The sequence below is a fragment of the Flavobacterium sufflavum genome (genome assembly GCF_004016525.1).
Taxonomy (GTDB): domain Bacteria; phylum Bacteroidota; class Bacteroidia; order Flavobacteriales; family Flavobacteriaceae; genus Flavobacterium; species Flavobacterium sufflavum.
Genome location: NZ_SACJ01000002.1, coordinates 80,022 through 93,412, shown reverse-complemented (window position 1 = coordinate 93,412; position 13,391 = coordinate 80,022). Strand labels below are relative to the sequence as shown.

Here is a 13,391-nt window from a genome sequence, read left to right as displayed (position 1 = left end):
TTGTCAGTAGTATTTTTAAATTGATCTTTTTTAAAAAGTATGATTTAGTCTAAAATAAACCCCAGAAATCAGCTTTCTTTTAATTAGACAAAACCTCTACAACTTTGTATCTTTGTGCTTTTGAAACTTACAAACTATGATTGAAGATAAAAACCCACAACGTACAAGCATAGCTCAATTGGGCGAATTTGGATTGATAGAGCATTTGACTAAAAATTTTGAAATCAATCAAGCTTCAACTTTAAAAGGAATTGGTGACGATGCTGCTGTTTTGGATTTCAAAGACAAAAAAGTAGTGGTTTCTACCGATATTATGGTCGAAGGCGTTCATTTTGACTTAGCCTATATGCCATTAAAACATTTGGGTTACAAAGCTGTTGTTACTAATGTTTCGGACATCTGTGCCATGAATGCCAAAGCTACCCAGATTACAGTTTCGATTGCGGTTTCTAACCGTTTTCCGCTTGAAGCGCTCGAAGAATTATACGCAGGAATTACACTTGCTGCCAATGAATACAAAGTGGATGTTATTGGTGGCGACACTACCTCTTCTCAAAAAGGACTAATCATCAGTATTACTGTTTTAGGAGAAGCCGATGAAGAAGAAATCATATACAGAAATGGTGCGAAAGCAACTAATTTATTAGTGGTTACCGGTGATATTGGTGCTGCTTATATGGGATTACAGGTTTTAGAAAGAGAAAAACAAGTTTTCCAGGTGAATCCAAATTCGCAGCCTGATTTAGATGCTTATACCTACCTTATCGAACGCCAATTAAAACCTGAAGCCCGTAAAGACGTTCGCACTTTATTGCACGCCTTAGAAATAAAACCTACATCGATGATTGATATTTCGGATGGATTATCGTCGGAGATTATACATTTATGCAAGCAATCTAACGTAGGTTGTAATTTATATGAAGACAAATTACCTCTAGATCCACAATTTATCAATGTGTGTGAAGAATTTAATATTGACAGTACCACAGTAGCAATCAACGGCGGTGAAGACTATGAATTACTTTTCACTATCCCAATTGAAGATTTCGACAAAATTAAAGGAAATCCTAATTTCTCTATCATTGGTCACATGACTGAAGAAAATGAGGGCATCCATCTAGTGACAAGAGCTAATACAAAAATTGCATTGAAAGCCAGAGGCTGGAATGCTTTAAGTGAATAATTTCAAATCAAAACACCGTTTCATTTTTTTAGAATGAGACGGTGTTTTTTTATGTTTTTTTCTAATATTTAAAAAATCAAGCCTTTGTTCTTGGCTGCTTTTACAAGCTCTAAATCCTCTTCCCCTACTACATTAAGCAACTCTTTAAGATTCGACTTTCTTGATTCTATCGCATTTAAAGATATTGGTATAAATTGTGGCATATCCTGAATTTCTGTTCCTTTGGATAAATGAAACAATATTTGCTTATCAAATAAATCAATTTCGATTGAATTATCATGCGACTCCAGCATTTCTAAAATGGATTTACTGTAATACACCTCATCTTTAATAACCTTATCAAAGGCATTTAACAACTCATCAAAAGTTAAATCATTTTTTATGACTAACCCTCTTGGATTAACTTTGTTAATCAATGTTTTTAATTTCAAAAACTCTGTAAACATAGTCAACATAATGATTTTGCAATCAGGCATGTACTCCAGAATCAATTTGGCCAAATCTTCTCCTGAATAAAGCTCTTTTTCTTCATAAGAAGGCATACTAATATCCAAAAAAGCTACATCAAAAGTAACAGTAGGATTTGTAATAACATGATAAGCCGACTCACAATCTTTTGCTTCCAGAATAGAAAACTCGTATTGATTAGGCTCATATCGAGTTATAGCATTTTTATACCCTTGAATAATAAAAGGATGATCATCAACAATTAAGATGTTTTTTTTAAGCCTTGCTTCAGCTGTTTCAATTGTCATTTACTATAAGGTATTTGTTTCTTATTCTAACGGAATAGTAACCATAATTGTTGTTCCTTCACCTTTTTTTGATTTCACATTAAAATCTCCATTACACTCCTTAGCACGTGAAATCATATTTTGCAAACCTATTCCTTTCTTTTTCAAATTAACATTAAAGCCCACTCCATCATCAGTAATTGTCAATATAATATTGTTCTCTTGTTTCTTCAACTCGACTTTAATTGTCGTTGCATTTGCATATTTGTTAATATTCTGCAATGATTCTTGAATGATTCGATACAAGTTTATCTTCACCGAATTGACAGCCAAATCCCATTTTATATTTGAATCGATACTAGAAAACAACTTACACGAAAAAGTTTTTCTTTGCTCCTCAAAAAGATTATCGACAATTGCAACGAAGTTATTAATTAATTCTGATTTTTCTCTATTCAAATCATGAGAAATTTCACGAATATCCTGTTCAATATTTTTCAATTCCGCCAAATAATCATGTCGCTGGGTAACGGCTAAATCGTCATTAAATTGATTCAAACCTTCTAAATTCATACGCACGCCAAACATCCTACCCAAAACTCCGTCATGCAACTCCTGAGCCACACGTTTTTTCTCTTGAACCCTGTTAGCCTCAATTGTATTTTGTTGTGATATCATTAAGTTATAAATATCCTCATTCGCTTTTTGTTGTTGTTGTTTGTACAACAACTCTCTGTTTTTAGCTTTTTGTGATTTTATGATGTAGAAGAAAAGTCCTAAAATTGTAAAACCACTAAAAAAGTAAACCAGATTTCGATTCTTAGTTTCTAAACTACTATTTTCACCTTTTATCTGATCTGTTTCATATTCTATACGAGAGAATTTTTCTCCCATTTTACGCTCTTCTTTTTGCAACTCTTCATTAATACGGATGTATTCTTTAGTATAACTCGAGGCATTTTTAGTATCAATAACTGTAATTTGTTTCAAAGCGAGTAACTTCTCCCGAGACCTATTTATCTTTCTTGCTAAAATAAGTGCTTCGTTTGCGAACTGTAATGATTTAGTCTCATCGTTTTTAGAGCTATAATATTCCGAAAGATGAATTTTATTTGAAATAATCTCTGAATTGAGATTTAAGCTATCTCTTATCTTCAATGATTTGTAAAACAATTGAGGCAATCCATCATTATCCTGTAATTTAAATTTTGAATATCCCAAATTATCTAACAATAAAGCATAAATACTAGGATCTTGATTGTCTATATTTTGTTGTTCAATCCCTTTCAAAAAATAATCATTGGCTACTTTATAATTTTTCAAATTAACATATACTAATCCTAAATTCAAATAAGAAATAGCCATTGTTTGATTTTTTCCAATTATCTGCATTTTATCAAGAGTCTTCAAAGCCTTTTGATGATATGAAATAGCATTTCCATACTCATTCATACTATTATAAACCATGCCTAAAATATTATTGGCATCATAATTTATTTCATTAGCAATATCATTATTATCATCTTTAATTATTCGCAATACTCTAAAAATCTCTTTTTCACTTCCTATCAAATCTCCAACTCGAAATAACAAATCGGCTTTATTAACAAGTGTTTTGGCTAATTGATATTTATCATTAAGCTTATCATACATTTTCTCTGCCTTATAATAAAATAAGAATGAAGAATCAGAAATAGATTTCACTCTATAATAATCCCCCAAATAGCCATAACCTTTAGCCATACTCACAGTATCGCTTACTTTTTCAGAATTTTCTAAGACTAAATTAACCGATTCTTTATATCCTTTCCAATTGTTTATATTAAAATATCTATTGGCTATTTTAAAAAGATTAACCCTATTTAATGAATCATTTTCCTGATTAATTACAATCTCATTAGCTTTCATGATGTAGCTTAATCGTTTCTGCCTTGAAAGATTAAAATCATTAGCTAAAGTAAAATAAGATGAAAGACTATCATTTGATGTTGTAATAGGCTTTTTATCTGTCTTTTTTTGGGTACACCCAAATAAAACAAATATCAACATCCAAGAAATTAATTTAGTAATTGTTTTCAATAGTAATTCCGAATTTCACCAAAAATACTAATTTTAAATTAGTAGCATAAAAAAAGGCTACCAAAATGGTAGCCTTTTTTTATAATTTTCAAAATATTAATCAGTTTTGATATTTCTACTTCCTCCGTCATTTGAAGTATAATCAGTTTTTATATTTCTGCTTCCTCCGTCATTTGAAGTATAGTCAGTTTTGATATTTCTGCTTCCTCCATCATTTGAAGTATAGTCAGTTTTAATATTTCTGCTTCCTCCATCATTTGAAGTATAATCAGTTTTGATATTTCTGCTTCCTCCATCATTAGTAGTTGATGTTGTGAAAGATGTTAATACTAACATTAAAGAAAATAGTCCGATTGTTACGATAGATTTTTTCATAATCTTTGGGGTTTTTTATGTTTTTATACTTTTTTACTTGTTTATTGAAATCGCTTTGTTGCTTTTTCTTGTAGTAAAATTATACAGCTTACCCCTATTTCTATCGTATTTTCAGGCGTTTATGGTAGAATGATGTTGTTTGATAGTGAATGAACGGCAAATCATGGTAGATGACTATTTTTTTAAATTTCTAAATAATTCCCGTTTGAGATTTCGGAAATAATAAGGTCTATATTAGCCTTATAAGATTTAGAGAATGGAATTTTTGCAGCAGAATTCTTGATATAGCAAACAGCATTCCCGGTATGAATTCTGGAAATAGACTGACTATTTACAATATAACTATTATGAATACGGACAAAAGGAAAAGATAAAACACTCTCAAAGTGTTTTAAAGTTTTAAATGCAGTTACTGTTTCCCCTGTATTTAAGTGTATATCGGTCGAATTATTATCGGCTTGTAAATAACAAATATCTCTTGCATCTATATATCTGTAATCACCATAAGATTTAATACACAATATAAGTGGCTGACTTACCGCAGCAGCTTCATGTTGTACAATATAAGCTGGCTTTTCATCAACTTCAGCTTTTACTGATTCTAAAGCTGGTGTTTCTTGTACAACAACAGCCGTTTTATTCAATTTCAAAATCAGCTTAACAAAATCTATTCGAGCCAAAGGTTTCAATAGGTAATCGGTAACCTGATATTGAATAGCTTCAAATGCCAAATCCTTCTTAGAAGTAGTAATTACAATTTTAGGAATAACATTTAAGTAACGGTGCAGCTCATTAATAAGTGCTAATGATAAATTACTCTTCTTGTTTGCAGGGTCAATTTCAAGAAAAACCAGTTGTGGATTGTGCTCCAAAATTAGATTTAAACCTTCTTCATAATTATTAGCTGAAGCCAGAAAATCCAGTTCTGAAAAACTATCCGCCATGGCTTTAGTTTTCAGAACACTTTCTTGATCATCGTCAATAACAATATACGAATAGCTCATTACAGCACTTTCTAATTTGATTAGACAGCACAACATTAGCATTAGTTGAAAAATACTTCAACCGCAGTTTAAGAAAAAAGGCAATGGTAGTTTGGGGAAACTATATAAAAAAGCAGCTTTTTTAACTTTAAAAAGACGCTTTTCAACATTCTAAAAATAAACATTTAACTTATCTGTTTATTGTGTTAACAATAGAAATCGATGAAGTGTCAATAGTAATTGATAAAGGGTAAATAAATCCGACCAAGAACATAAACCCCTCTTTTCCAACCCTTAAATTTTAAAGTCATTACTTACATAAGTTAATGGAAAAACAAAAAAGGCTCCCCGTTTTGGAGAGCCTTTGAGATTTATTTTAGAAAAATAATTACATTTTCATTAACCAATTTTTCATCGAAACTTCATTTTCAATAATTGATTTTAGGTCTGTAATTTTCACACGATCCTGTTTCATGGTATCTCTATGACGGATAGTCACAGTTTGATCCTCGACAGTTTGATGATCTACTGTAATACAAAATGGAGTACCTAACGCATCTTGTCTTCTGTAACGACGACCCACAGCATCTTTCTCATCATAAGCCACATTAAAATCCCATTTTAAATCGGCAATAATTTGATGTGCGATTTCCGGCAATCCGTCTTTTTTAACCAACGGTAAAACAGCTGCTTTTGTTGGCGCTAAAACTGCAGGCAATTTCAACACTGTTCTTGTAGAACCATCTTCTAAAGTTTCTTCTTTTAAAGAAGTAGCAAAAACTGCCAGGAACATCCTATCTAATCCCACTGAAGTTTCCACCACATAAGGAACATAGTTTTCATTTAATTCAGGATCAAAATATTGTAATTTTCTGCCTGAGTATTGTTCATGCGCTTTTAAATCGAAATCAGTACGGGAGTGAATTCCTTCTAATTCTTTAAACCCAAAAGGGAAATTAAACTCAATATCAGCAGCAGCATTAGCATAATGCGCTAATTTTTCATGGTCATGGAAACGATAATTTTCTCTTCCTAAACCTAAAGACAAATGCCATTTTAAACGGGCTTCTTTCCAGAATTCATAGTGCTTCATTTCTTCTCCTGGACGTACAAAAAATTGCATTTCCATTTGTTCGAATTCACGCATACGGAAAATAAATTGTCTTGCAACAATTTCATTTCTGAAGGCTTTTCCAGTTTGCGCAATTCCAAAAGGAACTTTCATTCTTCCTGATTTTTGAACATTTAAAAAGTTTACAAAAATACCCTGGGCCGTCTCCGGACGCAAATACAAATCCATAGCCGAATCGGCAGAAGCACCTAATTTAGTACCGAACATTAAATTGAACTGCTTTACCTCAGTCCAGTTTCTTGAACCAGAATCAGGGCAAGCAATTTCCAACTCCTCGATTAAAGCTTTTACATCAGCCAAATCTTCATTTCCAAGAGAACGAGCCATTCTTTCCAGAATTTCTCTTTCTTTGGCTTTGTACTCCATCACGCGGGCATTTGTTGTAACAAATTCCTGTTCGTTGAAAGCATCACCAAAACGAGCTCTTGCTTTTTCGATTTCTTTGATTGCTTTTTGATTCAGCTTTTCAGCATAATCTTCAATCAAAACATCGGCTCTATATCTTTTTTTCGAATCTTTATTATCAATTAACGGATCGTTAAAAGCATCTACGTGTCCCGAAGCTTTCCAGGTAGTTGGATGCATCAATATTGCAGCGTCAAGTCCTACAATATTATCGTTCATCTGAACCATTGCTTTCCACCAATATTCGCGGATGTTCTTTTTTAACTCAACTCCGTTTTGTGCATAATCATAAACTGCACTTAAACCATCGTATACTTCGCTTGACGGAAAAATAAATCCGTACTCCTTTGCGTGCGAAACTACATTCTTAAAAATATCTTCTTGTTTTGCCATAGTGGTGCAAAAATATAAAAAGTGAATTTAAAAAAAAGAAAATATTTAAAGTTTGAAGCATTGATTTTTATATTTTTAGGAATAAAAAACAACTTCGTATGTTCAAAAGCATCCTAAATCTATTTTTTCCAAAAAGCTGTTCTGGTTGCGATGCGATTTTATTAGCCAACGAAAAAGTAATTTGCACCATTTGCCGACATAACATTCCACTTACGAATCATCATTTATTAAAAGAAAATGAAGCTTTCAATAAATTTTATGGCCGAATTCCTGTCGAATACGCCTCAGCATTCCTCTATTTCCATAAAAAGGGAATTGTTCAAAAAATAATTCACAATTTAAAATATAAAGGACACGAAGAAATTGGAACAGTTTTAGCCGAATGGTATGCCGATGATTTAAAAGAAATCATACTTTCACTAAAAGCCGATGAAATAATTCCAGTTCCTTTACATCCCAAAAAATTCAGAGAAAGAGGCTATAATCAAGTGACTACTTTTGGACAAACCATCTCTAAAAACTTGAATCTGAATTATAACGAAACAATCTTATTTCGAAAAGTATATTCGAAAACGCAATCTAAAAAGAATCTTTTAGGCCGAACCGAAGGCATCGAAACTATTTTTGACGTTCATTTTTCTGAAAAAGACCACAACAAACACTTTGTCATCATTGATGATGTAATCACAACAGGTGCCACTCTTGAAGCCTGCGGACGTGCCTTATTAAAAATTCCCGGAGCCAAAATCAGCATTATTTGCATGGCAATGGCACAATCCTAAAGTAAACAGCTACATAATTGTTATTCGAAAAACAATTATGTTTTTAACATTAAAAATAACAAAAAACCATATTATTTAATTTATTTAACGAACAAGTGTTTCCAATTCCAAACTTAAATGTTTAATTTTGGATAAATTTTTTTATAAATCCTTAAATAAAATATCATGGCTTTTGAATTACCTCAATTACCTTATGCGTATGACGCACTAGAACCACATATTGATGCTCGTACAATGGAAATCCACCACACAAAACATCACAATGCTTACACTACTAACCTGAATGCTGCTATTGCTGGTACTGACATGGAAGGTAAAACAATTGAAAACATCTTGATTAATCTTGATTTATCAAATGCTGCAGTTCGTAACAATGGTGGAGGTTTCTACAACCACAATTTATTCTGGACAGTTATGTCTCCTAACGGTGGCGGATTACCAACAGGTGATTTATTAGCTGCTATCGAAGCTGCTTTTGGATCATTTGAAGAATTCAAAGCTAAATTTGCTAAAGCTGGAGCAACACAATTTGGTTCAGGATGGGCTTGGTTATGTGTTCAAAAAGGAGGAAAATTAGATGTTTGTGGAACTCCAAATCAAGACAACACTTTAATGCCAGGTGTTGGATGCGGTGGAACTCCAATCTTAGGAATGGACGTTTGGGAACACGCTTACTACTTAAACTACCAAAACAGAAGACCTGACTATATTGAAGCTTTTTTCAATGTAATTAACTGGACTGAAGTATCTAGAAGATATGCTTTAGAAAAATAGTTAGAAGAAAACAGAGTAAAGATTATAGAGAATAGACGAATGAACTTTGAGTTTGTTCGTCTATTTTTTTTGTTCTTATCCTAAGTTAATTTTATCTTTTTAAAACTTTATTCTAATAAAAAAGACGAACAAATTATATCATTTGTTCGTCTTTCCTCTTTATTCTATTTTCTTTTTCTGACTTTATTCCAATAAAAAAGGTGGAATTGCTTCCACCTTTTTTGCCCCAAATCTACCATAAACTTAACCTACTAATATTATGGTACCTCAAAGTTATGTTAGTTATAAGTTATGTACAAATATTCAAGACAAACAACCTAAAAAACCGATAAATAACTCAAATTATCAATTAGTAGGCTCTTGCGTCTTTACCTTCATAAAAATTCATGAAAGCACGGTTCACAACCCTGTTTCCTCCTGCTGTAGGATAATCTCCTGTAAAATACCAATCACCTAAATTCTTAGGACAGGCAATATGCAAATCTTCTACAGTTTGAAAGATAATCTTAACTTCAGCTTTTATTTCAGATGAACTTAACATTTCAGCTATTTTATCTGAAATCTCCTGATCTTTGAAAGGCTCATAAATTGCGGTAACATAATTCACCACATCAGCATCCTTATAATTTTCCTGAGCCTTACATTTAGCATACACTTCATCAACAATGTGATACAAGTTTCTTTCTTTCAAAAGTTCAAGAGCTGCTCTAAAAGCAACTAGACCTTCTAATTTTGCCATATCGATTCCGTAACAATCAGGATAACGAATTTGTGGTGCCGAAGAAACAATTACAATTCGTTTTGGATTCAAACGATCCATCATCTTAATGATACTCTTTTTAAGAGTTGTACCTCTAACAATACTGTCATCAATAATAACCAAATTATCAGTAGGCTTAATTACTCCATAAGTCACATCGTAAACGTGAGCGACCAAATCATCACGACTATCATCAGCAGTAATAAAGGTTCTTAACTTAGCATCTTTAATAGCTACTTTTTCAGTTCTGATTTTTACCGCTAACAACTCCTGTAAAGTTTCGGCAGTTAAAATATTTCTATTAGCTAAAATATAATTATTCTTTCTTTGATTTAAGAAATCCTGAGCTGCTTCAACTAATCCGTAAAAAGAAGTTTCAGCAGTATTAGGAATATATGAAAACACAGTATTATCGGTATCCTGATCAATAGAATCAAGAACTGCAGGCAAAATTAATTTTCCTAAATTCTTTCTTTCCTGATAAATTTCGGCATCACTTCCTCTTGAGAAATAAATTCGCTCGAAAGAACAAGCCTTTTTAACTGTTGGAGTTAAAATTTCTTTCATAGAAACCAATCCACTTTTCTTGATAATCAAGGCACTTCCCGGATCAATTTCTTTCACCTGATCAAATGGAACATTGAAAACCGTTTGAATAACCGGTCTTTCAGAAGCTACAACTACAACTTCATCATCCTGATAATAATAAGCCGGACGAATTCCTGCCGGATCTCTAAAAACAAAAGCATCTCCATGACCTAAAAGACCTGCCATTGCATAACCTCCATCTAAATTCTTAGATGCTCTGGTTAAAATTCTGGCAATATCTAATCTTTCAGCAATTACTGGCGAAGCTTCTCGCTTATTATATCCTTCATTCTTACATTCCTGATACAAATCAGTTACAGCATTATCCAGAAAATGTCCAATTTTCTCCATCACAGTAACGGTATCCGCCATTTCTTTTGGATGCTGACCTAAATCGATAAGATTTTGAAAAAGTTCTTTAACATTAGTCATATTAAAATTCCCTGCCAAAATCAAATTTCGATGCATCCAGTTATTTTGACGCAAGAAAGGATGTACACTCTCGATACTGTTTTTACCAAAAGTACCATATCTAACGTGGCCTAAAAACAACTCACCTATATAAGGAATATTTGCTTTTTGTGCCGCAACATCATCTGCATACTCAGGATGATTCTCCATTTCCTCATTAATTCGCTCATTAATTTGAGCAAAAACATCTTGAATAGGTTGCGCTTGATTAGAACGCACACGGCTAATATATCGTTCACCTGGTTCAACATCCAGCTTTATACTTGCAAAACCAGCACCATCCTGTCCACGATTGTGCTGTTTCTCCATCATTAGATACATTTTTTGTATCCCATAAAAAGCAGAACCGTACTTCTCTTTGTAAAATTCAAGCGGTTTAAGTAGTCTAACTAAAGCTATTCCACATTCATGTTTTAAAGCGTCGCTCATTGTAGTTATATTTGTGTTGTTGTGTTATTCTATTTTATCAAGCTTCATTTACAAAGCTTACTATTGTTTTGGAATTACAAAATTCTATATTTTTTGCCTTTATATCCATTAATCTAGATTAAGAAATCCAGTTAGATTTAGACATTGAACGAAAAAAGCCTCGTTTCCGAGGCTTCAAAGCATTATAATTCTATATCAAATTGTGTCAATGACTTAAATTGCTTTAATCGAGACACAACCTCCTGTTTATCCAAACTAAGCATTCGTTCAGTTCCAAACTTCTCCACACAGAAGGAAGCTAAATTAGAACCGTAAATAATTGCATTTTTCATGTTTTCAAAAGAAACATTCTCACTTTGGGCAATAAATCCTGCAAAACCTCCTGCAAAAGTATCTCCAGCTCCTGTAGGATCAAAAACTTCTTCTAATGGCAAAGCCGGCGCAAAGAAAACCTGATTGTCATGAAACAATAACGCTCCATGCTCTCCTTTTTTAATCACTACAAATTCAGGTCCCATAGCATGAATTTTGGCTGCAGCCTTCACTAAAGAATATTCTCCCGAAAGTTGTCTCGCTTCTTCATCATTAATTGTAATTACATCAACACGTTTGATTACATCTAACAATTCAGGTAAGGCACAATCCATCCAAAAATTCATAGTATCTAAAACTACTAATTTTGGCTTGCTTTCCAATTGGTCCAAGACACTGCTTTGTACTAGCGGATGCAAGTTTCCCAACATCACCACATCGGCATTTTTATAATTTTCAGGAACTTTTGGCTGAAAATCCGCCAAAACATTTAATTGAGTATCTAATGTATCTCTTGAATTCAAATCGTTATGGTAGCGACCACTCCAGAAGAAAGTTTTACCTCCGTTCACCACTTCAAGACCAGAAATATCAATATCTCTATCAGTTAATAAATCTAAATATTCTTGAGGAAAATCATCACCTACTACAGATACAATAGCTGATTGTAAATTAAAAAAAGCCGCTGAAAGCCCTATATAAGTACCCGCTCCACCTAAAATCTTATCGGTTTTACCGAAAGGAGTTTCAATTGCGTCGAAAGCGACTGTTCCAACAATCAATAATTTATTCATTTTATGAATTTCGAATTAAAGATGCAAAGATAGTTCATAAGTTCCATAGTTGCAAAAGTTAAAAGCGGCAAAATTATCATAAAATTTTACCCTCTTCCCGCTCATAAAAAGCATCTACAGACAAGGATTTTTGATTCGATGCAAACACTGCCAATTCATCGCAACGCTCATTTTGAGGATGACTATTATGCCCTTTTATCCATTTAAAATCAACCTGATGCTTCCTGTAAACTACCAAAAAACGCTTCCACAAATCAGCATTTTTTCTTGCAGCAAAAGCTTTCTTTTCCCAACCTAAAACCCATTTCTTAACTACTGAATCCACTACATATTTAGAATCTGAAACTACCAGAACTCTCATATTTGGATTTTTCAGCTTCTCCAGTCCTACAATTACCGCCAATAACTCCATTCTATTATTAGTAGTATAACGAAAACCCTCGTAAAATTCTTTTTTATGCGCGGTTCCCACTAACTCCATAACAACACCATAACCTCCGGGACCGGGATTTCCCTTTGCCGCTCCATCAGTATATATATGTACTTGATAATCCAAATTTACGATTTAGCTTTTAACAAATCTTCAACAACTCCCGGGAAATATCTTTGTTCCAATTCATGAATCTTTTCAGCAACCACCTCCGGCGTATCCGTTCCTAAAACCGTTACCTGCTTTTGAAAAATAATAGCTCCCTCATCATAATTCTCATTCACATAATGAATTGTTATCCCTGATTCTTTTTCTTTATTTTCAACAACAGCTCTATGCACATGCATACCATACATTCCTTTTCCACCATATTTTGGCAACAACGCAGGATGAATATTTATTATTTTATCCGGATAAGCAGCAATAAGAGCATCAGGAAATTTCAATAAAAATCCTGCCAAAACTATCAAATCAGGCTGGATCGTATTTATTTTTTGTACTAAATCACTTTCATATAATTCTGACTTCGTAAAAATCTCTACAGGAACAGCATGATTTTTAGCTCTGTCAATCACCTTTGCTTTTGCATTATTTGTAAAAACCCCAACTACAGTACCAACAGATCCTCCTTTAAAATGCTGGATGATATTCTCAGCATTTGTACCAGATCCAGAAGCAAAAACAACAATTTTTTTCATAATTCATCTCATTTTAGTCACACAAAAAAAAGAATAAAAAACGAAATTAAATAGCATTAGGAAGTCTTT

At 32.9% G+C, this 13,391-nt stretch carries 12 protein-coding genes; 3 read left to right on the top strand and 9 right to left on the bottom strand.

Annotated features, from left to right (window positions below):
* Window positions 1-136 precede the first annotated feature (136 nt).
* Entirely contained in the window at window positions 137-1,183 is a 1,047-nt protein-coding gene (thiL, locus tag EOD40_RS03355; RefSeq protein ID WP_128193497.1) for a thiamine-phosphate kinase, read from the top strand.
* A gap of 68 nt (window positions 1,184-1,251) precedes the next feature.
* On the opposite strand, the gene EOD40_RS03350 is transcribed toward thiL, so the two are convergent.
* The 5 genes from EOD40_RS03350 to EOD40_RS03330 all read right to left on the bottom strand — a co-directional run bounded on the left by EOD40_RS03350 (window position 1,252) and on the right by EOD40_RS03330 (window position 7,284).
* Window positions 1,252-1,938, bottom strand: a complete 687-nt coding sequence (locus EOD40_RS03350) for a response regulator (RefSeq protein ID WP_128193496.1) — start codon at window positions 1,936-1,938, stop codon at window positions 1,252-1,254.
* A gap of 21 nt (window positions 1,939-1,959) precedes the next feature.
* Entirely contained in the window at window positions 1,960-3,966 is a 2,007-nt protein-coding gene (locus EOD40_RS03345; protein ID WP_128193495.1) for a tetratricopeptide repeat-containing sensor histidine kinase, read from the bottom strand.
* A 126-nt stretch (window positions 3,967-4,092) separates the two neighbouring features.
* Window positions 4,093-4,371 carry a hypothetical protein gene (locus EOD40_RS03340; RefSeq protein WP_128193494.1) on the bottom strand — a complete coding sequence of 93 codons (279 nt, stop codon included), beginning with the start codon at window positions 4,369-4,371 and terminating at the stop codon, window positions 4,093-4,095.
* Window positions 4,372-4,553: 182 nt separating this feature from the next.
* Complete coding sequence (locus tag EOD40_RS03335) at window positions 4,554-5,375, bottom strand: LytR/AlgR family response regulator transcription factor (RefSeq protein ID WP_128193934.1); 822 nt, start codon at window positions 5,373-5,375, stop codon at window positions 4,554-4,556.
* Between the two features lie 367 nt (window positions 5,376-5,742).
* Window positions 5,743-7,284 (bottom strand): glycine--tRNA ligase, encoded by a 1,542-nt coding sequence (locus tag EOD40_RS03330; RefSeq protein ID WP_128193493.1) that lies wholly within the window; start codon window positions 7,282-7,284, stop codon window positions 5,743-5,745.
* Between the two features lie 98 nt (window positions 7,285-7,382).
* On the opposite strand from EOD40_RS03330, the gene EOD40_RS03325 reads away from it, so the two are divergent.
* Window positions 7,383-8,066, top strand: coding sequence for a ComF family protein (locus EOD40_RS03325; protein WP_128193492.1), 684 nt, complete (start codon window positions 7,383-7,385; stop codon window positions 8,064-8,066).
* Window positions 8,067-8,231: 165 nt separating this feature from the next.
* The gene (locus EOD40_RS03320; RefSeq protein WP_128193491.1) at window positions 8,232-8,840 is read left to right on the top strand and encodes a superoxide dismutase; all 609 of its coding nucleotides are present in this window, start codon (window positions 8,232-8,234) and stop codon (window positions 8,838-8,840) included.
* 349 nt (window positions 8,841-9,189) lie between these two features.
* On the opposite strand, the gene EOD40_RS03315 is transcribed toward EOD40_RS03320, so the two are convergent.
* From EOD40_RS03315 to purN, 4 genes are all read right to left on the bottom strand, one after another.
* Window positions 9,190-11,088, bottom strand: coding sequence for an amidophosphoribosyltransferase (locus EOD40_RS03315; RefSeq protein ID WP_128193490.1), 1,899 nt, complete (start codon window positions 11,086-11,088; stop codon window positions 9,190-9,192).
* Between the two features lie 182 nt (window positions 11,089-11,270).
* Window positions 11,271-12,194 carry a PfkB family carbohydrate kinase gene (locus EOD40_RS03310; protein WP_128193489.1) on the bottom strand — a complete coding sequence of 308 codons (924 nt, stop codon included), beginning with the start codon at window positions 12,192-12,194 and terminating at the stop codon, window positions 11,271-11,273.
* Window positions 12,195-12,270: 76 nt separating this feature from the next.
* Window positions 12,271-12,750: a ribonuclease HI gene (rnhA, locus tag EOD40_RS03305; protein ID WP_128193488.1), complete on the bottom strand. Its 480-nt coding sequence runs from the start codon at window positions 12,748-12,750 to the stop codon at window positions 12,271-12,273.
* A gap of 2 nt (window positions 12,751-12,752) precedes the next feature.
* Window positions 12,753-13,322 carry a phosphoribosylglycinamide formyltransferase gene (purN, locus tag EOD40_RS03300; RefSeq protein WP_128193487.1) on the bottom strand — a complete coding sequence of 190 codons (570 nt, stop codon included), beginning with the start codon at window positions 13,320-13,322 and terminating at the stop codon, window positions 12,753-12,755.
* Window positions 13,323-13,391: the final 69 nt, after the last annotated feature.

Bases quoted from the DNA above. Each gene is read 5' to 3' on its own strand.
- EOD40_RS03350 (WP_128193496.1), bottom strand. From the start codon at position 1,938: ATGACAATTGAAACAGCTGAAGCAAGGCTTAAAAAAAACATCTTAATT.
- EOD40_RS03345 (WP_128193495.1), bottom strand. From the start codon at position 3,966: ATGTTGATATTTGTTTTATTTGGGTGTACCCAAAAAAAGACAGATAAA.
- purN (WP_128193487.1), bottom strand. From the start codon at position 13,322: ATGAAAAAAATTGTTGTTTTTGCTTCTGGATCTGGTACAAATGCTGAG.
- EOD40_RS03340 (WP_128193494.1), bottom strand. From the start codon at position 4,371: ATGAAAAAATCTATCGTAACAATCGGACTATTTTCTTTAATGTTAGTA.
- EOD40_RS03315 (WP_128193490.1), bottom strand. From the start codon at position 11,088: ATGAGCGACGCTTTAAAACATGAATGTGGAATAGCTTTAGTTAGACTA.
- EOD40_RS03320 (WP_128193491.1), top strand. From the start codon at position 8,232: ATGGCTTTTGAATTACCTCAATTACCTTATGCGTATGACGCACTAGAA.
- EOD40_RS03335 (WP_128193934.1), bottom strand. From the start codon at position 5,375: ATGAGCTATTCGTATATTGTTATTGACGATGATCAAGAAAGTGTTCTG.
- EOD40_RS03310 (WP_128193489.1), bottom strand. From the start codon at position 12,194: ATGAATAAATTATTGATTGTTGGAACAGTCGCTTTCGACGCAATTGAA.
- EOD40_RS03325 (WP_128193492.1), top strand. From the start codon at position 7,383: ATGTTCAAAAGCATCCTAAATCTATTTTTTCCAAAAAGCTGTTCTGGT.
- thiL (WP_128193497.1), top strand. From the start codon at position 137: ATGATTGAAGATAAAAACCCACAACGTACAAGCATAGCTCAATTGGGC.
- EOD40_RS03330 (WP_128193493.1), bottom strand. From the start codon at position 7,284: ATGGCAAAACAAGAAGATATTTTTAAGAATGTAGTTTCGCACGCAAAG.